The sequence below is a fragment of the Massilicoli timonensis genome, assembly GCF_900199515.1.
GTDB classification, from domain to species: domain Bacteria; phylum Bacillota_I; class Bacilli_A; order Erysipelotrichales; family Erysipelotrichaceae; genus Massilicoli; species Massilicoli timonensis.
Genome location: NZ_LT963434.1, coordinates 538,355 through 563,557 on the forward strand (window position 1 = coordinate 538,355; position 25,203 = coordinate 563,557).

The window sequence follows — 25,203 nt, forward strand, 5'->3', positions numbered from 1 at the left end:
GGTATTATACCACACTTTATGCTCTTTTATCAATGATGCTGCTGATTTTTGTGATCAGCAGATCGATCGCCACGACATTGTGTCCGCCCTCCGGTATGATCAGATCCGCATAGCGCTTGCTTGGCTCAACAAAGAGATTGTGCATATCCCGCACGGTCGTCGTATACTGCTCTACGACAGATTCCAAGGTTCGGCCGCGCTTTTTCACATCTCTTACCAAACGGCGGATAAAACGCAGATCCGCATCGGTATCCACAAAAATCTTAATATCGCATAAATTGCGCAGTTCTTCATCTTCCAGCACAAATAATCCTTCTAACACGACGACATCGCATGGCTGCACATTTTCCACGAGCTCACTGCGCGTATGGTGAACAAAATCATAAGTCGGCTTTAAGATGGCATGCCGCTGCAACAATTCCTGAATATGCAGTACCAACAGATCATTATCAAAAGCGAAAGGGTGATCATAATTCGTCTTTACCCGTTCTTCCATCGTTTTTTCGCTTTGATCTTTATAATAATCATCCTGTCTGATGATCACGACTGATTTCGTATATTCAAAAGCTTCTTTCAACTGTTTGGAGATCGACGATTTGCCAGAAGCGCTGCCCCCCGCGATTCCAATCAGGATCGGTTTGTTTTTCATCCCTTACACCTGCTTTCACTGATTCAGATACTTCGCTACCAAAGCGCTGTGTTCTTCAAACGTCTTGGCATAATACACGGTGCCATCTCCATATATATCGGCGATAAAATACAGATAATCGCTTTCCTGCGGATGCAAAGCCGCATCAATGGCAACCTTGCCCGGATTCAAGATCGGTCCGATCGGCAAGCCGTTATGTTGATAAGTATTATAAGGACTGTCGATATCCGCATTCGTTTCACAATCCGATGCATGCGCAAAATCATTATAAAGCGCATAGCACACCGTTACCGATGACTGTAACGGCATATCGATGCCTAAACGGTTATAGAACACACCCGATACCAAATACATGTCCTCAGCCTTGCTTGCTTCAAACTGGATCATCGAAGCCAGTATTACGATTTCATGCGTTGACAGACTGCTTTTTTCAAAGTCTTTCCGATATTCCTGATAGATCTTGTCAAATTCATCCAACAGACGCACCGTAATTTCTTCCGCACTGCTCTCTTTTAAGAAACTGTATGTTTCCGGATACAAATAGCCTTCCAGTTTGACCCGATAAGCATCGTTTAAGATCGATTCATCTAAAAAGTCATACTGCTCGATCATCTTTTTCAAAAACGTCTCATCATTCCAAAGCGCCAGCAGTTCCTCTTTTGACACACTGGTCTCTTCACTGATCTTGGCGGCGATTTCCTTTGCCCAGATTCCTTCCGGCAGCGTGATCGTCGCCTGCTTTGCCAAAGCCGCATTCGCATCGTTCAAATAAGCCAATACTTCCGCTGTATCCCAACTTGTATCCAATACGAATGTCCCTGCCTTGATATGCCCGGCATCATGAAATTTCACATACCACTTCGCAAAAGCCGCACTTTTGATGATGCCTTCTTCCTCTAAACGCGTCAGCACGCTGTCCATCGTTTCCGCTTCTTTGATCTCAAACTGTACTTCTTTGGACTTTGATGAAACCGGACGCAGCGCATTTTGATAAAGCAGCACGATTGTAATGCAAGCGATCAATAAAACGATCACTGCGCCTGCTAAAACCAAATAGATGCGCTTCATCGACATGATTTGTTCTTTAAGCTTCTTCATGTTCTTCACTGAACGCTCCTATCACTTCTTCGATCATATCCCATTCCTCCTGTGTTTCCACCGGCATCAAATGTCCGTCATCATCATAAGCAGAGGCGAATACTTCCTCTTCCTGCTGCGGATCACAGAATACGACATATTTACGCTTCTGTTCATCATCTTCAAACGTGAATAAGATCTCCATTTCCATTTCATTGCCATCTTCGTCTGTCACAAATAAAGTATTACTTTCCAGCATTCGTATATCCTCCTATCAGTTCGATGTTTGCTTAAAAAGAAAGGGCGTATCGCCCTTTTACCCTTTTCTGTCTAAATAACTCTGTAAAATCTGCACAGCGGCCATTTGGTCGATTACTTTTTTCCGTTTTTTTCGCGATACATCTGCCGCAATCAGGATCCGACTTGCCGCAACCGTCGTCAAACGTTCATCCCAAAGAACGACCTCCACCCCATATGCCTCTAATCTTTCCTTGAATGCGATGCAGATCTCACCGCGAATTCCGATATCGCCGTTCATATGCTTAGGCAAGCCCAGCACGACCGTTTTCACCTGAAATTCCTCGATCTGTTCTTTGACCAGTTCAGCGGCCTTCGCATAATCATCTGCGGGAAAGCGCAAGGTCAATACCCCACGCGCTACCATGCCCATCATATCGCTGACAGCTACACCGCAGGTTACACTCCCTAAATCCAAGCCCAGTACGCGCATTACTCTTCTTCCAAATAGGAACGCACTAGTTCCTCGATGATCTCATAGCGCTCCACGCTTTGGATAATGGAACGGGCGTTGTTATGACTGGATATGTAAGCCGGATCATTGGAGATCAGATAGCCGGCCAGCTGATTGACCGAATTATAACCTCTTTCATCCAAAGCCTCTTTTACCAAACGCAATACATGCTTGATGTTGTCACGTCTGATCTCGTCAGATTTGAATGACATCGTTTCAGTAATATCCTTCATGGTATTACCCCCTTTTCCTATATGGTATATTGTACCCTAATTCGATTAAAAATTAAAGTGGCAAACCGAGTTTATTTTGAATTACCTGTAATGCCTGTGCCAAAGCGCCTGCATTTTTACCGCCGGCCTGTGCCAGATCAGGACGACCGCCGCCGTTTCCATCACAGATTACCGCCGCTTCTTTGACCAAATTGCCACAATGCACGCCGCTTGCTAATGCACCTTGATCCGCCGCAGCCGCAAAGATGACCTTATCGCCGTTTGCCTGTGCTAAAAAGACGATGCTGTTTGCTTTCTGATCCTTTAAGGAAGCTGCCAGATCTTTTAAGTTATCTATGCCGCGCACTTCTTTTACCAATACGTGCAGACCATTTACTTCAACCATTTCAGCAGCCAGCGCCTTTGCCCCTGCCGCATTGATCGAAGCGTGCAAAGCAGCGTTATCTTTCTTGAGCTGACTGATTTCTTCAGCCATTTGTGCGACCTTGTCTTCCAGCTTGTTGATGCTGTTTAACTTCAACTGCGCGCTCATCCGCTTCATCGCATGTTCCATCGCATGATATTCCTCATACGCATGATAGCCGGTCTTTGCCGTAATACGACGGATACCGGAACCGATGCTCTCCTCAGATACGATCTTGCAGATACCGATATCCGCGGTATTGCTCACATGGCAGCCGCCGCAAAACTCTTTTGATACATCGCCCATCGTTACGATACGTACGATATCACCGTATTTTTCGTCAAACAGCGCCGTCGCTCCCGTCTTTTTCGCCTCTTCGATCGGCAGATAGGAAACACTGACCGCATGATGCTCTAAAATAAAGCGATTGACCAGCTTTTCGATTTCTTCCAGCTGTTCTTCTTTGACTTTTTCAAAGTGGGTGAAGTCAAAACGCAGATATTCATCGCATACATAAGAACCTGCCTGCTGGATGTGCGTACCGACCACAGCTTTTAAGGCACTTTGCAACAAATGTGTGCAGGAATGATTGGCTGTTGTCAATTTCCGCTTGGTTTCATCAATGGCGACATGGATCGCATCACCGACCCGCAAGGTTCCTTTTTCGACCTGAATATGATGCAGATGCTGCTTATGCGGCGCTTTCTTCACATCGTTTATCACCGCATGGAAATGATCATTTTCCATCACTCCGCTGTCCGCGATCTGACCGCCGCTTTCCGCATAACAAACCGTATGATCTAAGATCACATCGCCTTCGTCTGTCAATGCATCGACCTTTGCCCCGTTTTGGAAAAGGGCGATCACCTTTGCCTCGCAGGCAAACTGTTCATATCCCTCATACGTGCTTTCATCGGTAAAATCCATCAGATCCTTAGACTGAGAAGCCATGGACTGTACCTCTTCACGCGCATTTTTCGCCATTTCCCGCTGTTTTGCCATCTCTTTGTCGAAACCTTCCTTATCCACTGTAAAGCCGTTTTCCTCAGCGATCTCCAGCGTCAATTCCATCGGGAAGCCATAGGTATCATATAGCTTGAATGCCGTCGCACCGTCAATACGATGATCTTTCGCCTGCCCCATCACTTCGCTCAGCAGTTTTTCACCATCAGCCAGCGTCGCATGGAAACGCTCTTCTTCCGCTTTCACTAATTTCTGGATATATTCGATCTTTTCACCGATGTAAGGATAAAAATCCTTCATGATCTCATAAACGACCGGTACCAGCTGATACATGAAAGCGCCTTTGATCTGTAAACGACGGCCAAAGCGCACTGCCCGCCGCAGTACCCGTCGCAATACATAGCCGCGTCCTTCATTGGAGAATAACGCGCCGTCTGCTAATGCAAAGGTTACCGTGCGGATATGATCGGCAATGACCCGATACGTCATCTTATCCTGCGCGTAAGTGATATTGCTGAAGCGTTCCGTCGCATGAATGATCGGTAAAAACAGATCCGTATCGAAATTGGTTTCCCCGCCCTGCACAAGACAAGTCAAACGCTCTAAGCCCATGCCGGTATCAATGTTCTTCTGCGGCAGTTCTTTGTAGGCGCTTCTTGGCAGTTCCGGCTTACAGTCATATTGTGAAAATACGACATTCCACACTTCAATATAGCGATCGTTTTCCAGTTCTTCAAAGAACAGCTTTTCACCCAGCCCTTGCGGATCGAATGCTTCTCCACGGTCAAAAAAGATCTCTGAATCCGGTCCGCCCGGCCCTTCTCCGATCTCCCAGAAATTATCATCTGTCTTTAAGATATGGCTTGGATCGACCCCGCATTCCTTCGTCCATACATCATAAGCAACCTGATCGTCCGTATAAACGGAAATATACAGTTTTTCCTTAGGGATCGCCATCCACTGTTCATCGGTCAGAAACTCCCATGCGAAATGGATCGCTTCCGGCTTAAAATAATCGCCGATGGAAAAATTACCGAGCATTTCAAAAAACGTATGATGCCGTGCCGTCTTGCCGACATTTTCAATATCGTTGGTACGGATCGATTTCTGCGCATTGGTGATGCGGTTACATTTTGGCTTCTCGCTGCCGTCAAAATATTTTTTTAATGCCGCAACCCCGGAATTGATCCAAAGCAGTGTAGGATCATTGTGCGGTACTAAGCTCGCTCCCGGTTCCACCATGTGTCCTTTGGAAGCAAAGTAATCCAAAAACATTTTTCTGATCTGATTTCCTGTTAGCTGTTTCATCTGTTTCCTCCTGTTTTACAATAAAAAAGATCCGCTCCTCTAGGAACGAATCATCGCGGTACCATCCTAGTTCATATCAGTTTATCTGATATGCCCTCACTTGTCTATAACGCCAGACGTTTGCGCAAAGCTCAAAAAGCAGCTTCCCATCATCGCTCCCAAGAAGTTTTCACCAGCCACTTCCTCTCTGCATGAGCAGTCCGATCACGGTACTTATCCTTTCTCATCGCTTTGTTTGATAACGTAGAAAGCATATCATCTAAGCCGTGAATTGTCAATCAAAAGCAATGAAAAATGCACCTTCTTAGCTAATTGATTTTTTCATACTATTTTGTTCTGCACCACCTACATACTAGGCTTAGTTATTCTGCTTTTTTCAATTCCTTCCATTCACTTTCTAAAATCGACATTAAAATATCATCTGCATACTTCTCTCCATCTAAAACGGCATCTCTTAAAACACCTTCTCGCTGAAACCCTGCTTTTAAGTATACTTTTTCAGCTCTGGCATTAAATGAATATACATCTAATTCTAAACGATGTAGTTTTAACACTTCAAAAGCAAAATCGCGTGTAATTTCCGTTGCCCATGTACCAATACCTTTTCCCCTTTCCGTTTGACGATAAAGACCAATACGAAAATTAGCACACTTCAAATCCCAATCAATTTCATTGATTACGCTTTCTCCTATGATTTCTCCATTAGGTGCTATAATCAAAAAGAAATACCGATCATCTTCCTCAAGCGATTTCATGAAAAAGGATATGACTTCTTCCTTTGAAAACGCTTCTTTGCAGCCAGTCAGTCGTGCCACTTCCTTGTCTAAAGGACAATAATTCTGTTCGTAATAATCAATCGCATCTTCTGCTTTAGCTAGACGAATTACAAATCCGTCTTTCTTACCGATAACGTCTATATTCATATATTTTTTCCTTTCCGACTTTTCATTCTTCCTTATTGTAGCAATCAAAAGGAATAAGCACAAGTGTGTTTCTGCAAGGATCATCAAAAGCGATGAAAAATGCACCTTCCGCATAAAAAGAAAAGAAGCGCAAGAGTTACCCAAACGCTTCTTTATCCTATTTACTGATTCTGTGCTAAATGTACCAGACGTTTATGACGTTTCTGTGCATCCTGTTTTGTCTTTTCAAACAATTCGTATGCTTTTTCACCTTTCAGCTTCGGTAACTGTGCGTACCGTGTTTCGCTCATGATGAAGTCATTGAACTTGTCATAATCCGGTTCTTTAGAATCGATCGTCAAAGGCTGTTCTTTTCTTGGATCGAAACGGTACAGATCTACATATCCGCATTCTACCGCTTTGGCCTGTGTTCTTTGATGGTTTGCCAAGCCGCCCTTGATACCGTGTTCTGCACAAGGCGAGTAAGCGATGATCAAAGATGGTCCATCATAGCTTTCCGCTTCTTTTAATGCCTTTAAGGTCTGCGCCTTGTTGGCACCCATGGAGATCTGTGCGACATAGACATGTCCATAAGCCATTGCGATCTGTCCCAGATCTTTCTTCGCTGTCGCTTTACCGCCAGCCGCAAACTTCGCGATCGAAGATGCCTGAGAGGATTTAGAGGACTGACCGCCGGTGTTAGAGTACACTTCGGTATCCAATACCAATACATTGACATTCAGGTTGTTGGCGATCACATGATCCAAACCGCCGTATCCGATGTCATAAGCCCAGCCATCGCCGCCGACGATCCAGATGGATTTCGATACCAGATCTTCATCCACTAATGCCTTTACCGCTTCAATATCAGATTTTGCGGCCAGCTCTTTGATGGTCGGTGCTACGGCGCGCTGTGCATCACGGTCGTTGTGCGCCGCAATATATGCTTCAAACGCTTCTTTCAATGCCGGTTCCACATTGTCCATGTTGTTTTCCATCGTTTCCAAGATACGTCCTTCTTTATAGGTCTGTGCCAAAGCCATACCATAACCGAATTCCGCATTGTCTTCAAACAGCGAGTTCGCCCATGCCACACCTTCGCCGTTTTTGTCATTGACAAACGGTGTAGAAGGAGTTGAAGAACAGTAGATCATCGAACATCCTGTCGCATTGGCAACCAACATATCGCGTCCGAATAACTGTGATACCAGTTTGTAGTACGGTGTTTCACCACATCCCGGACATGCCCCGGATACTTCAAAGTAAGGCATTGCGAACTGAGAACCTTTTACCGTATCTACCGGGAAGTAGTCGGTCTTGTATTCCGTATGCTTGAACAGGTAGTCTGCTAACGGCTCCTGATCCAGTTTTTCATTGATATCTACCATTTCCAGCGCTTTATTGCCGGCTTTGCCCGGACATTCCACAACGCAGAGGCCGCATCCGACACAGTTTGCCGGAGATACCTGGATCCGATATTTCATGTTTTCAACGCCTTTGCCCATTGCCGGCAGCGACTTGAATTCCATCGGCGCATTTGCCACTTCTTCATCCGTTAATAAGAATGGACGAATCGTTGCATGCGGACATACGAAGGAACAGATGCCGCACTGGATACAGTTTTCCGGATGCCATGTCGGTACCTGTACCGCAATGGTACGTTTTTCTTCAAATGCGACATTGTTGCGGATACTGCCGTCCAGCAGATTGTATTTCGTGAAAGCGCTGACTGGCATGTCATAGCCTTCCAAACCGTTGATTACCGCAACATGATTATCAAAATATTCATCGCCGGTCAATTTGCGGCTTGCATCATAAGGAAGATCTGCCCAAGACGGATCTACGCTTACTTCCACCATGCCGTCTTTTCCGGCATCGATCGCTTTGTAGTTCAGCTGCACGATCGCATCGCCTTTTTTGCTGTAAGATTTTTTCGCAAACTGCTTCATCAGATCAAGCGACTGTTCTAACGGCATGATCTGTTCGTTCAATGCGAAGAAAGCAGACTGTAAGATCGTGTTCGTACGGCGTCCCATACCGATTTCCGCAGCGATCTGCGTCGCATTGATGATGTAGAATTTTGCGTGTTTTTTCGCCAACTGCGCTTTCATGCGGTTTGGCATATGTTCTACGATCTCGTCTTTGGAGAAAGTCGTATTCAACAGGAACGTACCGCCGTCCTTCAGATTTCTTACCATGTCATATTTGAACATGTAAGCATCTAATGAACAGGAGATGAAGTCCGCATTGTTGATATAGTAAGTAGAATGGATCGGTGAATGTCCGAAACGCAGATGTGAACGCGTAACGCCGCCGGCTTTCTTAGAGTCATATGCAAAGTAAGCCTGTGCATACTGATCCGTATTATCACCGATGATCTTGATCGTCGATTTATTGGCAGAAACCGTACCGTCAGATCCAAGACCCCAGAACAGACAAGAAGTATAGTCTCCGGTTACGTTAAACGTTTCATCATACGGCAATGATAAATGCGTTACATCGTCATTGATACCGATGGTAAAGCCATTGATCAGTTCTGCTTCTTTCAGATGATCGAATACCGCTTTGATGTGGTAAGGCTGTGTATCTTTTGAACCTAAACCATAACGCCCGCCGATGATGCGCAGATCTTTGCGATCTTTTAATGCCGCCAGTACATCCAAGTACAGCGGTTCGCCGGTTGCGCCGGTTTCTTTGGTGCGGTCCAGTACAGCGATGTGTTTTACGCTGGATGGCAGTACGTCCAACAGATATTTCACTGAGAACGGACGATACAGATGCACTTTGATCATACCGACTTTTTCGCCGTTTGCCATTAACGCGTCGATCGTTTCTTTCGCAGCTTCGGTTACCGAACCCATCGCGATGATGATGCGTTCTGCATCTTCTGCACCATAATAAGTGAACGGTGCATAATGACGACCGGTGATTTCGGAAATCTGTTTCATGTAATCCGCAACGATATCCGGCACTTTCGCAAAGTGTTCATTGCGGGCTTCTACCCCCTGGAAGAAGATATCATCGTTTTCCGCACCGCCGCGGGTTACCGGATTGGTATGCGGGTTCAATGCGCGTTTGCGATAAGCCGCAAGCGCTTCTTTATCCACCATGTCTTTGAATACATCGGTATCCATCACTTCGATTTTCTGGATCTCGTGAGAAGTACGGAATCCATCAAAGAAATGCATGAACGGAACGCTTGCCTTGATTGCGGACAAATGGGCAACGCCTGCCAAGTCCATCGCTTCCTGTACGGAATGAGAACAAAGCATGCAGATACCGGTCTGACGGCAAGCATAGATATCTTCGTGATCGCCGAAGATATTTAAGGCGCGGCTCGCCAGTGCACGAGCGGATACATGCAGTACGCCCGGCAACAATTCCCCTACCATTTTATAGATGTTTGGAATCATCAGCAGCAGACCCTGAGACGCGGTAAACGTAGTCGACAACGTGCCTGCCTGCAAAGCGCCATGTACCGCACCGGCAGCACCGCCTTCAGATTGTAATTCCGCAACCTTGACAATGCTTCCGAAGATGTTTTTACGGCCCTGAGAAGCCCAAACATCTACCACTTCCGCCATCGGTGAGGACGGAGTGATCGGATAGATCGCGCTTAGTTCGGTAAACGCATAGGCACAATGTGCTGTTGCGGTATTACCGTCCATTGACATAAACTGTTTTGTCATCTTAATTCCTCCTTGAATAATGTCCTTATTTATTATAAAACTTTTCACTTCGTTTGTAAAAGGAAAATCCGATGATTTTACGAGTTTTTGTCTGAAATCTCATCAAGCCTCTGAAAACTTGTGAATTTTTGCACGATTTTCTATGTCCTTTGCCAGCGTCATCCTATTAGAAGTGCACCTATATGGTAAATCAAGCACCGTGCTCTTACTTCCTCATACAGTATCAGCAGGCATGCAAACCGATCAAAAGCAAAGCACAGTCTTTTAGACCGTGCCTGCTTTCTGCTTGTCGATGTTGTTTATCGCTTATTCCAATACCATTTTTACGGTCGTGGCATTGACGCTGCTTTCCCGGTTGATGATGCCGACCAGGTAGCGGCTGTCAGAGACGATGGTAAATTCACATACCGGAAGTGGATTGCCGCCGTTTAAGGAATAGCGTACGATCGGATAACGTCCGCTGATCTCCTCTACTTTATAATCGCCCTGCGGCAGATCCTGTAGCGTATAGTCCCAGTTATTGGAAGCATCTAAGATCACATCCGTTTCATAGGCGCCGCTGATCCGCACCGTAAAAACTTCCTCAGGCTGCGGCTTTACATAATCGTCGCCGCGGCGGATAAACTTCAGCAGCTGGATCGAACTTTGCGAACTGCCGCGTTCGTTTAAGATCCGCACCGTGTGCGCGCTGTTATTGATGACAAAGCGGGCATTGTCGCCGGCGGCGCCGCTGTCCACCACATAGCGTACCGTGTCAGACGCAGATCCGCTTTCCACCACATCATAGATGCCGGCCGGCAAATGATCGATCGTTTCCGTGAACAGATTGTCAGCGTTGAGCGTATAGATCTGATAAAAGTTTTCCGATGACAACGTCACTTCAAAGCTGTCAGTGGCACTTGGCCGAGTATAAGTGCCGTCTGCCGCTTTCACATACTTGCTGATCAGCAGACTGCCGCCGCCGCTTTGCTCATTGTTGATGATCTGGACATTGTGATTATCCCCTTGAATGGTTACGTTCGCATAGCCGACCTCACTTTGTCCATCGACGATATAGGTCGTATCATAACCGCCGCTTACTTCATTTATGACATACTGCCCATCTGGCAGCGTCAGATCCAAGGCAAAATAATTATTCGCATTCAGATCATAGAACTCATTAAAGCCGGACGCGCTGATATGCACACGGAAGCTTTGCTCATCAGAAGGCGTGCGAATATCGCCGGCAGCGCTTCTGATCGTCTTGCTGATATGCAGATTGGTGCTTCGCTGCGTGTTGATGATCTGCACATCATGGACTTGCGCGTCGATCGTTACATTGGCATAGCTCACTTCACTTTGTCCATCGATCACATACGTAGTCTCATAGCGATCATCGTTTTCACGAATATGATACGTTCCCGGCTCTAACTGCAGCTGTAAACGCCACTGATTCGCTTCATTTAAGACAAAGTATTCATTGTAGCCCGCCTTGGAAATGTGGATCTCAAAGCTTTGATCGCTTTGCGGTGAAACGAGCACGCCTTGCGGCGAACGCATCACTTTTTCCAGCCGCAAATTGCCAAATGCCGGCATGGCGTTGATCACAAGTACCGTATGGGCATCGCCGTTTACCTGCACATTGGCAAAATCCACCTCATACCCGCCGTCAATGATAAAGCTGGCTTCTTCTCCCTGTTCGCTGATCACATACGTGCGCGGCTCCAGATTGTTCAAAACCATCCGGAAACGATTGCTTTGATCAAGCGTTACCGTTTCCTGAAAGCGCGGCGCGCTGATCAGAAAGTCATATGATGCAGACATCGGCGGATCTTGTAAAACACCGTTTTCATCACGCACCTTTTTGCTTAAAGCGATACTGCCGGTGGCAGTGCGCCTTTCGGTATTGATGATCTGCAAGTAGTGCACATCATCCTGGATCTGCACATTGCCAAAGCTCGTCTCTCCCTGACCATCTAAAATATAAGTGGTGTCATAAGCGCCGCCGATCTCATTTACCACATATAAACCATTATCCAGCGACAGCTCCAAGATCCAGTTATTGGCTTCATTCAGTTCATAAAATTCACTAAATCCGGAACGGGTGATATGAACGGTAAAACGCTGATCCGTTTGCGGCCGCGCTAACGTACCATCCAGACGGCGCATGACCTTATCGATGCGTAGCTGTCCGCCGCTGCGGGATTCATTGATCGCAATGACCTGATGCTTGTCACTTTGTACGCTGATCTGGGCGATGCTGCCCACATCTTCCCCATCGATCAGATACGTAACGCGTCCCCCTTGCGCTTCCCGTATCGTGTAAACACCGGCCGGCAGATCTTCCAATACGCTTTGGAACGCATTGCTTCGATCCAAGATCACTTCTTCCCGATACTGATCGCCCTCTACCATAAACACGAAACGATCGCGGCGCGTCGGTTCAATGAGCGTATTCCCCGCTCCACGCAAGCGCTTGGTCAAGGTGATGCTGCCGCTTTGGGCGATCGGCGTATTGATGATCTGCACCTGATGATGACCATCCCCCAAACGCACATGACCGTTTTCCTGATACACGCCGTCTACCAGATACGTGGTCAAATAACGATCACTGCCCGTTTCACTGATCAAATAATCACCGCTGCGCAGATCATGCAGCGTTTCGCTCCAATGATTGCTGGAGGAAAGGATCAGCGTCTTGCGCATCTCACCGCTGACCTCTACCTGAAATACCTCCTGCTCCTGTGGCTTGATCAAACAGCCGCATGCTTCATCTTTGATGAATTTGCTGATCTGCAGCGAACTGCCTTTCATCTTGCTGTAAATGATCTCTACCGAAATATCCTCATCACGCATGCAGATGAACGCATAAGAGCGAAGCTTGCCCCCGTCGATACGATAGTTCCGTTTTTCATACTGCTCTAGTGACTGCGCACTTACTTCATAACGGCCTTTCTCTAAAGCGACGCTTTGGGCAAAGCCTTCCATCGCTTTTAAGGTTATCGTCTTAGAAGTGCCGATGCCTTCGATCTGTACCTCGATCTTTGAAACATCCAAGGCACTCTCATTGCCTTCTTCATCTATTGCAAAGGCCCGCAAATGCAAATTGCCTACCTCTTTCGGCCGTTCATTTAATGCCACCAAAGAAGAATTGCCTTTTAAGTGGAATGCTCCCTTGGCTAACTGCTGTCCGTTGAGATAATACGTTACCTGCATCGGATCAGCATTTTCTTCTTTGATCTGATATTCCCCTTTCGGTAAACGCAGCTTTGCCTCAAACTGGTTTTTCGCATCCAGCGTTACCTGCTCTTCACGCATGCCGCTTATGACAAAATGGAAGGTTTCCTTTTCATCAGGACAGCCGGCACCATCGATCCGCTTGCATAGGGTGAGCGTATATTCCGGCGCTGCTTCCGCTAACGGCGTGTTGATGAGCATGATATCCAGATCATGATCGCTTAATGCAAAGGTACCCATTTCCTGCTCTTTGCCATTGATGATGAATGAAGCGTCATAGCAGTCATCCATCCCTTCTTTGATCTCATAGCAGCCCTGCTCCAGATCATCAAATACCGCACACCAGCCGCTGCCGGCATCCATGGTCGCATACTGCTTCATGCCGTTTTCCGCGATCAGACAGATTTCAAAGCATTCATCCTGCATCGGGCGCCGCAGCATGCCGTTATGACGGATCCATTTTTCTACACACAGCGTGTGACGCAGACAGCAGTGCGCAATGATCTGGATCGAAAGCGGTCGATTTCCCACCTCAAAGCGGCCGGAACTGCTCTCTTTGCCATTGATGCACAGCGTAATATCCAAATCGTTCTCCTCCGCGATCTCATAGACCCCGCTACGCAGAAGCATGCACTGTTCAAAATCATTGTCGGCGCTGAGCGTAAAGCAGCACTCTTCCTCCTGTGAGCGCAGATAGAAGGTACTTGGATCACACAGCGGCAAGGCGCAGCCGTTTTCATCGACCAACCGCTGTTCAAAGCATACGCGGGTCTTGGTTTCCAAATAATTGACGATATCGACTTTCACATCTTCCTGTCCTACTGTAAAAGTATGATCGCTTGGCGCATTGTTTACATACATGTCGAAATCACAGCCGTCTTCTTCTACATAGTAAGTGCCCTGCTGCATATCGTGCAAGACATAACAATATCCGTTATCCGCATGCAAAGTGATCGCCGCATCAAAGCATTTGTTGTAGATGCGCAGATGATAGCTTTCCTCTTTCGGGGTGAAACGACGTTCGCCATCACTCACGAATTTACGCAGCGTTACCCGCTGTGCGCAGCACGGCATCTGATTTTCCAGTACGACATGCACATCACTGTCTTTGACGACCACATTCGCATAAGGCCGACATACGCCCTCTACCACATAGCGAACCAAACAGCCATTATCGCTCAGCTGGGTAATGCGATAGGTTCCTTGCGGCAGGTCCGTCAAACACATGCACCAGTTGTTGTCTTCATTCAATTCGATTTCTTCCTCATATGCACAGGATTGTAAGCATACGCGCAGCGCTTCTCCCATTTCACAGGTATTGCCATCGCCATCCACAAACAGCGCTTCGATCTGCAATGCAGCCCGCGGCGTTTCTTCGTTGATGATCGCCACCTCATGATCATTGCCGCACACCATGACGCTCGCGCATTCTCCTTTCGGAAGCGCTTTGCCATTTACCACATATTGCGCTTCTTCATGCAGCTCACTGATGCGGTAGCAGCCTTCCTCCAAACGATCCAAAAGGGCACAGAAGCCATTGCCCGCATGCAGACAGAGTGAATACATCTGATGATCGCTTTCCACGATGACCTCATAACGCTGGGTGGTATCCGGTCTTACCAGATCGCCGCATGCCGTATTGATCCATTTTGATACGCTCAAGCTGCCATAACGCTGCCCTTTGTTTCGATTATAGACCGCGATCTCTTTACAGTCACCGCCCTCTAAACAAACCCTGCCATGATTTTGCATACAGCCGTGATCGACACTGAAGCAGACCTCATCGCAGCTGCCGTGTTCCTTCAATTCATAACAGCCCGGGCACAAATGGTCAATGACCGCATACCAGTTGTTTTCACAGTTTAATGTGATCATATTGCGATAATCAAATCCTCGCAGGGAAAAATAGAATACATCGGCTTCATCTGGACGATGCCAGCACCCGTCCTCTTTCATCACATACTTGCTGATGATCAGTTTTCCGCTCGCTTTCCGTTCGTTGATGATCTCTACAAGCGTGCGGCATTCCGGATCGATTTCCACACATGCTTCACTTTGCATGCGACCGCGGTTGATCCGATAATTCACTTCATATTCACAATCACACTGTTCCTCGATCGTATAAGTGCCTGCACATAAACAGCCGATATCCACGCTCCAGCTGTTAGATGCGTTCAGATAATAAACATCGTCTTTCCCACATCCGCACACACGCACCGCAAATGCTTCATCGCAGGCCGGATCCACCTCCAGCCCATATTCGTCCCTGATAAATTTGCGGATCTTCAAATTCCCCTGCATATCGGCAGGCGTATGATCACAGCGGATCAGCTCGATCAGATGCTCGCCGCCCTCTAAGCGCAATAACGCATAGTTTTCCTTGACCCGATCACAGTCCACCTGATAACATAAACCATCATCATCGCTTTGGATGCTGTAAACACCGTTTGGCAGATCATCCAGTTCCAGCAGATAATGATTTTCTCTGCACAGCGTAAACCACTCATCAAAGCAGTGATCGCTGCTTACGATATGCACCCGTGTTTCGCTTTCCTCACAATCCGAAGCAAAGCGCACCGTCAAGATCGAACAATGCGTCATCACTTCATTGATTACCAGCGTATGATCCCCTTCTAATAAAAAGCGGCAGTCGCTGACTTCACCATCTAAATAATGACACACTTCTCCCTCATATACATTTTCATCACACAATTCATATACGCCCTGCATGAGACCCTTGCATTCCGCACGCCAGTCATTCCGGCAGTCTAACGTCATGCAAATATCCCGGGTCGGTGTATGCAGCGTATAAGTAAACACTTCGTCTTCCTCATGCGAAATCGTATCGCCGATCGGATTTTGACGCATCAGTACAAGGGAAAGCGATGCATAGCGCAGCTGTTCCATCACGATCAGCACTTCATGCACTTCCTTGCATACGGTGAATTTCGCAAAGTTCTCCTGCGCTTCCACCCCATCCACAAAATAACTGATCGCATACTGCTCCTGATTCATCAATGGATCACCGCACGCATCCGCAATCGAGATGCTGACCAGCTCCGGATCCACATCATAGATCACACTTTCCCCGCTGCCGTTTTCCGCCACTTGGATCGCATAGTGCTGCGTTCTTCCTGAAACTGTCCCCATGACGGCCTGGTACATGCCGCCCATCGCCTGTCCGTTTTCATCTTTCACTTCCAAAGTAACGTGAATTTGACTTTTATCCTTCAATTCGACATGGTTGAGCAGTGCAAACCGGGCAAACTGTCGTGTATAAATACCCCATGTTTTCATCCGTTTCCTCCTTCTTCATTGAAAACACATACTGATTACACTGCATTATATGAACGAATGCCCAAAATTGTGCCCATATCCCGGAAATTAGCCTAAGATTTATCGAAATGCACTAAAATGACATGCACTGTTTGGCTACAACGCATTTATCTGTACTGCTCATCTTGCCGATATCTATAAAAATAATCCTTTTTTATCAGAAGGCTTTATGCCCTTGCGGCCTTTGCTTGATCAAACAAAAAAAACAGCCTGACGACTGTTTTGATCATAAAACACTTTATTTTTTCTTTCGCTTCTGTAGCGACGGCGCTTCTTCGATCAAAAAGAAATTGTCTTTCGCATCTTCATACAGCAGCGCATAAAATGTATAAATATAAGCATACAGATAACTATTGACGACCAGCTGCACCGCCTGCACACCCAATAGCGCATATCCGATCATCAAGGTCTTTTCATATTGCAAAGCATGATACATCACACTGCCGCTTGCCATGATCGCGTTCAGCTCTTCGCTGCTCGGATTTAAGATCTCAAGAAACTGGGCAGTCAGTAAATTGGTTACGACCATCAATGTCAGATAGACCAGAATATAAACACCTGCCGCCTGCAACATCTCTTTGGCAAAAGAGCGGACAAAGCGGATACTGGAAAGACAGATCTTAAAAATACCGCGATAGCCGTCGCTGATCGCAAAGGCCGCGATCGCTTCGACCATCATGACCAAAAGCGATACGAAAAATACGCCTACCGCATACAGCGATGGAATCCATTGCAGCGCCAAAGCCACCACAAACAGCAGCGCCACATTGCCAAGTCCCAAGATGATCGCGACCAAAAACATCGCCAGTATCTGTGCGCCGTTTAAGCGCAGTGCGCGAAAGCGAAGCGTCTTTGTTCTCGTTAATTGCAAAAATAACATATATACATATAAATTAGCGGCGATCAATACAACCGTAATAAGAAAAGAAACGATCTTAAAGTTGTCATTTCCACTGTAAAAAGAGGAAAGCATCGAATTTAACATCGAAATAAAATTCAGTGTCAAGATCACCGCAAACAATTTCATACGCGAGCTTTGTAACAGCTCCATCGCTTTCTTTTTATAACTATCGTAACGACTCATATAATCTCCTTCTATCATTTCTAACATGCGTTATCATCATATCCTAAATCAAGCAAAAAAGCAACTTCTCTCTTTACTAGCATAAACAAAAAAAGAAGCCGTATGACTTCTTCTCTGCCTATTTGTTCATGCGTGAACTTTTGATTTACGCACTTCCGCCTTACCGGCTTTCTGATGGAAATACTTTTTCATCTTCATTGGAGAAAGCGAGCGAAAGACGATCTTTTCACCGTTTTTGAGCGATACATGCACACGGTCGGTATCAAAGCGCCCGCGTTCATATGTCCAAGAAGCGATCTCATCCCAGAATACGATATAACACTCCTGTGGATCACGCTCATTGTAAAAGACGACAAAATCTTCATAAAATTCCGTCATTACCTGATTTTTATTGACCAGCAGATAATACAGAAAGATCCCGATCAACAATATGCCAAACAGCAAATTCGAGCGATAGGCTATATAAATGCCGAGCAATAAAAAGAAAATAATAAATCCATAGGGCTTTGACTGAATATCTCCCAATTTATAATCACGTTCAGGAAGATTTCTCACTTTCAGCTTCTTACTTTTCAATTCCACAAGCATCCACCTCTATCAACGTCATCTATTATATTCTATTGTAATTACAAGCGCAATTTTATGCAAGACAATCACATAATTTCTATGAATCGAAAATGATAATGTCTTAATGAAACGAAATTGAATTTGTCCCAAAAGTGATATATGATAAACCTTTCGTGAAAGAGAGGTTAATATGAGAGAGGTTGTATTAAGAATGAAAGAACAATATAAATATGAAATTATTAAAAAATTAGTTGATACCAACGGAAACAAGAAAAACGCTGCTTTGAAATTGCATTGCACGATCCGTACCGTGAATCGTTTGATTCTGTTATATCAGAATGAAGGAAAAGAAGGTTTTATCCATAAGAATAGAAACAGGAAACCTTCTACCACTATTCCTGAAGATACAAGACGTAAAGTGATCGATCTGTATCGTACTAAATATCATGATGCCAATTTTACTCATTTTTCTGAACTCCTTTTGAAGAATGAGAATATTTCTGTTAGTGATTCTACCATTAAGAAATGGTTATTTGATGAAGGGATCCTTTCTCCTAAAGCAAGAAAGAAAACGATCAAAAAAATGAAATCTATCTTGAGCGAGCATAAGAAACGATCAAATTCTAAAAAAGAACTGGTTAAGATCGAGGAAAAACTTGAACGCTTAGATAGATCTGATGCTCATCCTCGCCGTCCTCGTTGTGCTTACTTTGGTGAATTGATTCAGATGGATGCCTCTCCTCACCTTTGGTTTGGTGATACCATCTCCCATCTTCATTTAGCGATCGATGATGCCACCGGTATGATCGTGGGTGCTTATTTTGATCGTCAGGAAACATTAAATGCTTATTATCAAATTACCTACCAGATACTCACTGCTTATGGCATCCCCGCTAAGTTCTTCACAGATCGTCGTACTGTTTTTGAATACAAAAGAAAAAACGCATCTTCTGATGAAGAAGACACGTTTACACAGTTCTCTTATGCCTGTCATCAATTAGGGATCGAATTAGAATGTTCAAGCGTTCCGCAAGCAAAAGGGCGTGTAGAACGCTTGAACCAAACCCTGCAATCTCGTTTACCTATTGAACTTAGACTTGCAGGTATTTCCACCATAGAGGAAGCCAACGAGTTCTTAAACTCCTACATAAAAGAATTCAATGACATGTTCTCTCTACCCTTAAATAATACTAAAACAGTATTTGAAAAGCAACCGGAGAACACAAAAATCAATCAAATCTTAGCTGTATTGAGTACACGTAAAATAGACAACGGTCACTGTATACGCTATAAGAACAAGTATTACATACCTGTTACAAAAAATGGAATCAGGACATACTTGAAAAAAGGTACTACAGCCATGGTCATCGAATCCTTTGAAGGAAGTTTATATGTCAATATTCTTGATCAGCTTTTCGTTATGGTAGAAATTCCTGAACATGAAGAACTGTCTAAAACTTTTGATGTACAATATGAGAAACCTAAACAAAGAAAGTACTATATACCGCCTATGTCACATCCTTGGAAACATGCTTCTTATCTCAATTATGTGGCAAAACAAAAGCACCGAATGAATGGTGCTAATGTTTGACTTTTTTTGGGACATTTTCATTTTCGCTTGACATTTTATGCAAGACAATCACATAATTTCACTTCGTTTTTTGCACTTTTTTGTCAAATATCCACAAAATCCGGATAGAAAAGGATAGAAATAAAAGACAAGAAGCGATCCATGTAAGAAACAAGAACGCGAAAAGAGCCATAATATTTAGTTTGCTTGCGGCATGTAAAAAATAAAGCGGATGATCGAGATCCGCTTTTCTTATGGCAAGTCGATCAAGTGAAAGCGGCTGCATCGATCATGCTCGCTTTAGATAAGCCATGCTGATCCTGCCGGTTACTTTGCCGTTTATACCGATGACCGCCGTCTGCGAAGCATTGGACAGTTCCATGATCGTATAGATGTTTTGATAGACAAAGCCTGCGATCGGCACCTGATTGACCCAGGTGGCGCCAACGCCCTGCTTGACCATGACCTGATCGCCTATCTGAAACAGCTGCTCAATGATCGAAGCATCATTCAGCCAGCCTGAACCGTCATTGATCAGATAAGGATTTCTTCTTCCTGCCAATATCTTTGTGATCGTACCGCTGTGAATCAGCGCTTTCAGCGGCGTTGTCGAAGTAGAAGAAGCAAACAGCACATCAAAATAAACCCGTTCCCCGATTCGATGCGCAAGTGAAGGCGTGCCTCCTGCCGTCGTTTCCTCATACACATGGTCTTTGTTCCATGTCTGCAGCCAGCCATGATCGCTGCTCGCATCAAGTCCTTCTGACGGGATTCCCTCAATGCCTTTTAACACCCCTTGTTTTGCTCTTGAAGTAAATTGGTGCAGCAGCACATGATCGAAAGGATCATAGAGCAGTTTGCCGTTCCATTCATCATAGCCGGAATTGGTGCCGTAATCAGCCAGCCACAGCGTCCATGCCGCAAATCCGGGATTCGTCAATTTATTGCGGAACCAATCGGTATTCGCATAGATCCCGACCGGGATCCCAACCGCCTCGATCTCATCACAGAATGCCTTGGCGATCGCATACAGCTGTTCATTGCTCAGATTCCCCTGCTGCGGCGTATATTCTAAATCATAATACAAGACGCGGATACGATAGCCTTTGATCGCGGATAAAGCTAACTTCGCCTCCTTTTTGGCTTCTTCCTCGTTTCGGGCATAAGCAAAGTGATATGCCCCCAATGGGATGCCTAAATCATTTGCCTGTTTGGCATTATGCGCCCACTGTGCATCGATCTGCCCTGCGCTCCAGCCATAAGAACAACGTGCGATCACCCCATCGATTCGACTCATTGCCAAAGCAAGATCGGTTTCTCCCTGATAAACAGAGATATCAATAATCGGTTTCATAATCGACTCCTTTCTATAGCGCTTCGCTATACTTATGGATATGTAAGCAAACAGTGTGCGGTATGGACAAAAAGGAAAACAGATCCATCTCAATGATCGATCTGTTTCGCTAAGATCGGCAAATGTACGGTAATTCTCGTACCGATGCCTAATTTAGAGTGCATATGCAAGGTTCCTTCATAATAATGAACGATGTGCTTGACGATCGCCAAGCCTAGACCGCTGCCGCCGACTTTTTTATCTCTGCCTTCATCTACCCGATAAAAGCGTTCAAAGACCCGTGCCTGATTTTCCTCACTGATACCGATCCCGCTGTCTTCGACGATCAGCTTGATGCCCGTTTCTTCTTTTGTGAGTTCGATTTCCACCTGTCCGTTTGCGCGGTTGTATTTCAGTGCATTGGTAATCAAATTATTTGCCAATTCCTGCATATAGCGCTTCGCCGCAACGACTTCAACATGCGCCAGATCCGTATGCACCTGAATCTGATCTTTTAAGGCAAGCGGCATCTGCGCATCGACGATATCTTGGATCAGCGCGCCCAGATCAAAGGTCGTTGCCTGGGCATCCATATGTTTTCCTTCCAAACGGGAGATCATCAAAATATCGTTGATCAGCTCGATCATGTGATCAGATTCAATCATGATGCGTGCAATACACTGCGCATACTGTTCTTCCTTTACCATACCGCTGTTTAGCAGCTCCGCATAGCCGCGGATGGAGGTCAATGGGGTTTTCAATTCATGGGAAGCATTGGAAAAAAACTCAGTGCGAATCAGTTTTTCCTGTTCCAAACGGGAAATCGTCGTTTCCAGTTCCTGTTTCATCTGTGTCAATGCGCTGGTAATGGCACGCAGTTCTTCAAAATCATAGTTTTTGAAATGAAGCGCAGCGCCGCGCTTACTGATCTTTGCGATTTCCGCCGCGATTTCCTCAAGCGGTTTGACGCTGTTGTCACTGAAACGCTTGGCCATCCACAATGAGATCAGCAAAGAAACGCCAAGCGTCATAAGCAGCAACGGCACCAGCATATAACCATAAGCAGCCAAGCCATGATAAGGCGTCGAGATCCGATAGATCTGATGTACGGATTCATTATAATACGCTGCATAAAGCATATTTTCCTTTAAGGTATCGGAAAAGCGAATGTCATAGCCAAAGCCATCCCGAAGCGCTTCCTTCACTTCATCTCGCTGCAGATGATTTTCCATCATTTCCGCATCTTCTACACCGCTGTCAAGCAGCACCTTCCCCTGTTCGTCAATGATCGTCAGCCGTTCATCTTCATCATCTAAGAAGTTTTTGAAGATTGCGTCGTTTTCCAAAAGATCGCCTTGCGCATAATCGAGCGTTTTCAGCGTAGTCATCAGGTTTTCTTTTTCTTTTTCCAATAAGATCGACGACATGACCAAATAAAGCATGACGCTGCCGATCGTCAAGGCAAAACAGATAATGATGGTAAAATTGCGGAAGATCCGCTTTTTCACGCAGCTTCCTCCTCATGAAAACGATAGCCGACCCCTCGGGAAGAGCGGATATGACTGCCATAATCCTTTAGCTTTTTACGCAGGGAATTGATATGCACGTCCAGCGTACGGGATTCTCCGATAAACTCATAGCCCCAGATCTGATTCAGCAATTCCTCGCGCGGTACGACCCGCCGGCGATTGCTGATCAAAAACCAAAGCAGTTCAAACTCTTTATAAGTCAATTCGATCAGCTGCTGATCTAAATAGACGCTGCGGGTCTCCTGTTCCACTTTCAAACGAGCGTTTTCATACACGTTTTGCCGCTTCATCCGCTTCAACAAATTGCGAATGCGCGCCATCAGCTCCATGACGCCGAAAGGCTTGGTCATGTAATCATCGGCACCGCCGTCTAATCCGATGATCTTATCGATTTCTCGATCCTTCGCGCTGAGCAGCAAGATCGCCGTATCATTTCCCTGTTCTTTCGATCGTACCTGCTTCATCAGATCGATCCCGTTCATGCCCGGCAACATGATATCTAATACCAGTAAATCAAAATACCGGTAATGCGGTACTTCCTTCAAAAACTGTTCAGCGCTTTCAAATGCCGCAACCTCATACTGTGAACTCAAAGCGATCTCAATCAAAGAGCGAATGCTTTCATCATCTTCTATTACCGCAATTCTCGCCATAGCCTTCACCTACTAGGATGAAACAAGCTTCCTTGTCCCATCATTTCCTTTCTTTTATCTGTTTGTTTTAGTATATCATATTTCACGAAACATGCACTATTGAACCGGCTCCAGTTCATGCAGGACGTATTTTGCGATATTGGTCGCATGATCGCTGATCCGCTCATAATTCTCAATCACATCCAAGAATACGACGCCGGATTCTAAATTACATTTTTTCTCGGTCAAACGCCGCATATGTTTTTCCCGCAGCGATACTTCCAAAGCATCGACCTGCTCCTCACACTGCAGTGCCTGTTCGCTCGATAATTCCTTTTGATATTTACGGGCATCCAGTGCATAGAACAGCGTCTGCGCACTGCATTCTCCGATTTCTTTCAGATCTTCATAGGCGCCGATGGAGAAATCATCGCCGTTTCGGTAAAGATCATCGCACATACCGGCAACATCTTCACAATGATCACTGATGCGCTCCAGATCGCTGATCGTATATAATAAGTTTTTTACTTGACGCTGCTGGTCTAATGTCAATGCCGTCATATCAAAGGTAATCAGATATTCGACCAGCTTCTTTTCAAATACATTGACCTTAGCTTCGTTTTTATGGATCTGTTCCCGCACATCTTTGTTTTTGTCCTGTACCATCTGAATGGATAAGCGGATATTTTCATAAGCCAATTTGCCCATGCGCTCGATTTCTTTCTTCACCGATTCCAAGGCGAAAGCAGGCGCTTCGGAAATACGCTCGTCTAAATGCACCAGCAGTCGTTCCGTATCGTCATGATCCTTTACCAGCCTCTCAGAGAGTTTTACCAATACGCCGGCAAACGGGAATAAGAGGATCGTATTCAGCACATTGAACACGGTATGGAAAACCGCCAGATGCACGCTGTTTACTTCCATATGCGCCCAGTTTGGATAAACTAAGAATATCACATAGCCGATGGTTCCGAAAATGATCGCACCGATGACGTTAAACAGCAAGTGGATCACCGCTGCTCGTTTGGCATTGGCATTGGTGCCGGCACTGGAGATCATCGCTGTTACACAGGTTCCGATGTTTTGTCCTAAAGCGATAAACACCGCCGAGCCCCAGTTTACCAGTCCGTTCATCGCCAGCGTCTGCAAAATGCCCATGGAAGCAGAAGAACTCTGAATGATGCCGGTTACGACCAATCCTACCAATATCCCAAGCAGCGGATTACTGCCGATGATCGTAAATGCCTGTGAAAAGATCGGCGCATCGGCATAAGGCGCCACCGAAGCGGACATACTGGAAAGACCGGTAAACAGGATACCGAAACCAATCAAGATCGACCCGGCATTGTGTTTGCCGTCTTTTTTCGTAAACAAGATCAAAAAGGCACCCACACCGAGCAGCAGCGGTGCAAACGTATCCGGCTTCAACAAATCGCCCCACTCGCTCATTGATACCAGCCATGCGGTCATCGTCGTACCGATATTGGCACCCATGATCACACCGACCGCCTGCACCAGATTCAAGATGCCGGCATTGACAAAACCGACTACCATGACCGTAGTGGCAGACGAGCTTTGAATGATCGCCGTTACCAGCGCACCGATCAAAACGCCCATTAAACGATGATTGGTCAAATAGCCCATCATCTTTTTCGTCTTCGCACCGGCAGACTTCTGCAATCCTTCCGCCATGACATGCATGCCGTATAAGAACATACCGAGCCCGCCGATAAATACGAGAATCGACTTCACTAATTCCATCTGTTCCATCCTCCTGATTTTACGTACAACTAACACAGATTTTATCTAAATGATACATTTTCTTAGATACAACCCTATTCTGCCATAGCAATGTTAATGAAAAATCATAGAAATGTTAAATTTATGTAAAATGATGCCTGCTGCATGCGCTTTATCACTGATGTGCAAAACGATCACAAAGCGAATCGCACACCCATATA

Annotated in this window: 16 protein-coding genes and 1 other annotated feature; of the genes, 1 reads left to right on the forward strand and 15 read right to left on the reverse strand. The window is 45.7% G+C overall.

Going from position 1 to position 25,203, the window contains the following annotated elements:
* Positions 1-16: 16 nt before the first annotated feature.
* From udk to C1712_RS04765, 11 genes are all read right to left on the reverse strand, one after another.
* The gene (gene udk / locus C1712_RS04715; RefSeq protein WP_102267271.1) at positions 17-649 is read right to left on the reverse strand and encodes a uridine kinase; all 633 of its coding nucleotides are present in this window, start codon (positions 647-649) and stop codon (positions 17-19) included.
* A 15-nt stretch (positions 650-664) separates the two neighbouring features.
* Positions 665-1,747 carry an endolytic transglycosylase MltG gene (mltG, locus tag C1712_RS04720; RefSeq protein WP_245858064.1) on the reverse strand — a complete coding sequence of 361 codons (1,083 nt, stop codon included), beginning with the start codon at positions 1,745-1,747 and terminating at the stop codon, positions 665-667.
* On the reverse strand, positions 1,734-1,985 hold the full coding sequence (locus C1712_RS04725) for a DUF1292 domain-containing protein (RefSeq protein ID WP_102267273.1): 252 nt from the start codon (positions 1,983-1,985) through the stop codon (positions 1,734-1,736). The genes mltG and C1712_RS04725 overlap by 14 nt, the downstream gene beginning before the upstream one ends.
* 57 nt (positions 1,986-2,042) lie before the next feature.
* Positions 2,043-2,456 carry a Holliday junction resolvase RuvX gene (ruvX, locus tag C1712_RS04730; protein ID WP_102267275.1) on the reverse strand — a complete coding sequence of 138 codons (414 nt, stop codon included), beginning with the start codon at positions 2,454-2,456 and terminating at the stop codon, positions 2,043-2,045.
* A complete protein-coding gene (locus C1712_RS04735) occupies positions 2,456-2,710 on the reverse strand; it encodes an IreB family regulatory phosphoprotein (protein ID WP_102267277.1) in 255 nt (84 codons plus the stop codon). Before C1712_RS04735 ends, ruvX begins: the two co-directional genes overlap by 1 nt.
* Positions 2,711-2,762: 52 nt before the next feature.
* Positions 2,763-5,384, reverse strand: a complete 2,622-nt coding sequence (gene alaS, locus C1712_RS04740) for an alanine--tRNA ligase (protein ID WP_102267278.1) — start codon at positions 5,382-5,384, stop codon at positions 2,763-2,765.
* Positions 5,385-5,422: 38 nt separating this feature from the next.
* Positions 5,423-5,620, reverse strand: a binding site (T-box leader).
* A 126-nt stretch (positions 5,621-5,746) separates the two neighbouring features.
* On the reverse strand, positions 5,747-6,307 hold the full coding sequence (locus C1712_RS04745) for a GNAT family N-acetyltransferase (RefSeq protein ID WP_102267280.1): 561 nt from the start codon (positions 6,305-6,307) through the stop codon (positions 5,747-5,749).
* A 161-nt stretch (positions 6,308-6,468) separates the two neighbouring features.
* Positions 6,469-9,975: a pyruvate:ferredoxin (flavodoxin) oxidoreductase gene (gene nifJ, locus C1712_RS04750; RefSeq protein WP_102267282.1), complete on the reverse strand. Its 3,507-nt coding sequence runs from the start codon at positions 9,973-9,975 to the stop codon at positions 6,469-6,471.
* A gap of 306 nt (positions 9,976-10,281) precedes the next feature.
* On the reverse strand, positions 10,282-16,488 hold the full coding sequence (locus C1712_RS04755) for an MSCRAMM family protein (protein WP_102267284.1): 6,207 nt from the start codon (positions 16,486-16,488) through the stop codon (positions 10,282-10,284).
* Between the two features lie 277 nt (positions 16,489-16,765).
* Positions 16,766-17,611 (reverse strand): hypothetical protein, encoded by an 846-nt coding sequence (locus C1712_RS04760; RefSeq protein ID WP_102267286.1) that lies wholly within the window; start codon positions 17,609-17,611, stop codon positions 16,766-16,768.
* A gap of 126 nt (positions 17,612-17,737) precedes the next feature.
* Positions 17,738-18,193: a hypothetical protein gene (locus tag C1712_RS04765; protein ID WP_146003313.1), complete on the reverse strand. Its 456-nt coding sequence runs from the start codon at positions 18,191-18,193 to the stop codon at positions 17,738-17,740.
* A gap of 196 nt (positions 18,194-18,389) precedes the next feature.
* Between C1712_RS04765 and C1712_RS04770 the strand changes: the two genes are divergently transcribed.
* Entirely contained in the window at positions 18,390-19,769 is a 1,380-nt protein-coding gene (locus tag C1712_RS04770; protein ID WP_102269713.1) for an ISNCY family transposase, read from the forward strand.
* Between the two features lie 268 nt (positions 19,770-20,037).
* Here C1712_RS04770 and C1712_RS04780 read toward each other — a convergent pair whose 3' ends face one another.
* The 4 genes from C1712_RS04780 to C1712_RS04795 all read right to left on the reverse strand — a co-directional run bounded on the left by C1712_RS04780 (position 20,038) and on the right by C1712_RS04795 (position 25,003).
* A complete protein-coding gene (locus C1712_RS04780; RefSeq protein WP_102267292.1) occupies positions 20,038-21,102 on the reverse strand; it encodes a GH25 family lysozyme in 1,065 nt (354 codons plus the stop codon).
* 89 nt (positions 21,103-21,191) lie between these two features.
* Entirely contained in the window at positions 21,192-22,589 is a 1,398-nt protein-coding gene (locus C1712_RS04785; protein ID WP_102267294.1) for a sensor histidine kinase, read from the reverse strand.
* Complete coding sequence (locus C1712_RS04790; protein WP_102267296.1) at positions 22,586-23,263, reverse strand: response regulator transcription factor; 678 nt, start codon at positions 23,261-23,263, stop codon at positions 22,586-22,588. Before C1712_RS04790 ends, C1712_RS04785 begins: the two co-directional genes overlap by 4 nt.
* A gap of 96 nt (positions 23,264-23,359) precedes the next feature.
* A complete protein-coding gene (locus tag C1712_RS04795) occupies positions 23,360-25,003 on the reverse strand; it encodes a Na/Pi cotransporter family protein (RefSeq protein WP_102269757.1) in 1,644 nt (547 codons plus the stop codon).
* Positions 25,004-25,203 lie beyond the last annotated feature (200 nt).

What these genes read in the sequence shown, in the direction of transcription:
- C1712_RS04735 (WP_102267277.1), bottom strand. Translation starts at nt 2,710, where the DNA reads ATGAAGGATATTACTGAAACGATGTCATTCAAATCTGACGAGATCAGA.
- nifJ (WP_102267282.1), bottom strand. Translation starts at nt 9,975, where the DNA reads ATGACAAAACAGTTTATGTCAATGGACGGTAATACCGCAACAGCACAT.
- alaS (WP_102267278.1), bottom strand. Translation starts at nt 5,384, where the DNA reads ATGAAACAGCTAACAGGAAATCAGATCAGAAAAATGTTTTTGGATTAC.
- C1712_RS04780 (WP_102267292.1), bottom strand. Translation starts at nt 21,102, where the DNA reads ATGAAACCGATTATTGATATCTCTGTTTATCAGGGAGAAACCGATCTT.
- ruvX (WP_102267275.1), bottom strand. Translation starts at nt 2,456, where the DNA reads ATGCGCGTACTGGGCTTGGATTTAGGGAGTGTAACCTGCGGTGTAGCT.
- C1712_RS04790 (WP_102267296.1), bottom strand. Translation starts at nt 23,263, where the DNA reads ATGGCGAGAATTGCGGTAATAGAAGATGATGAAAGCATTCGCTCTTTG.
- C1712_RS04725 (WP_102267273.1), bottom strand. Translation starts at nt 1,985, where the DNA reads ATGCTGGAAAGTAATACTTTATTTGTGACAGACGAAGATGGCAATGAA.
- udk (WP_102267271.1), bottom strand. Translation starts at nt 649, where the DNA reads ATGAAAAACAAACCGATCCTGATTGGAATCGCGGGGGGCAGCGCTTCT.
- mltG (WP_245858064.1), bottom strand. Translation starts at nt 1,747, where the DNA reads ATGAAGAAGCTTAAAGAACAAATCATGTCGATGAAGCGCATCTATTTG.
- C1712_RS04795 (WP_102269757.1), bottom strand. Translation starts at nt 25,003, where the DNA reads ATGGAATTAGTGAAGTCGATTCTCGTATTTATCGGCGGGCTCGGTATG.
- C1712_RS04745 (WP_102267280.1), bottom strand. Translation starts at nt 6,307, where the DNA reads ATGAATATAGACGTTATCGGTAAGAAAGACGGATTTGTAATTCGTCTA.
- C1712_RS04770 (WP_102269713.1), top strand. Translation starts at nt 18,390, where the DNA reads ATGAAAGAACAATATAAATATGAAATTATTAAAAAATTAGTTGATACC.
- C1712_RS04760 (WP_102267286.1), bottom strand. Translation starts at nt 17,611, where the DNA reads ATGAGTCGTTACGATAGTTATAAAAAGAAAGCGATGGAGCTGTTACAA.
- C1712_RS04755 (WP_102267284.1), bottom strand. Translation starts at nt 16,488, where the DNA reads ATGAAAACATGGGGTATTTATACACGACAGTTTGCCCGGTTTGCACTG.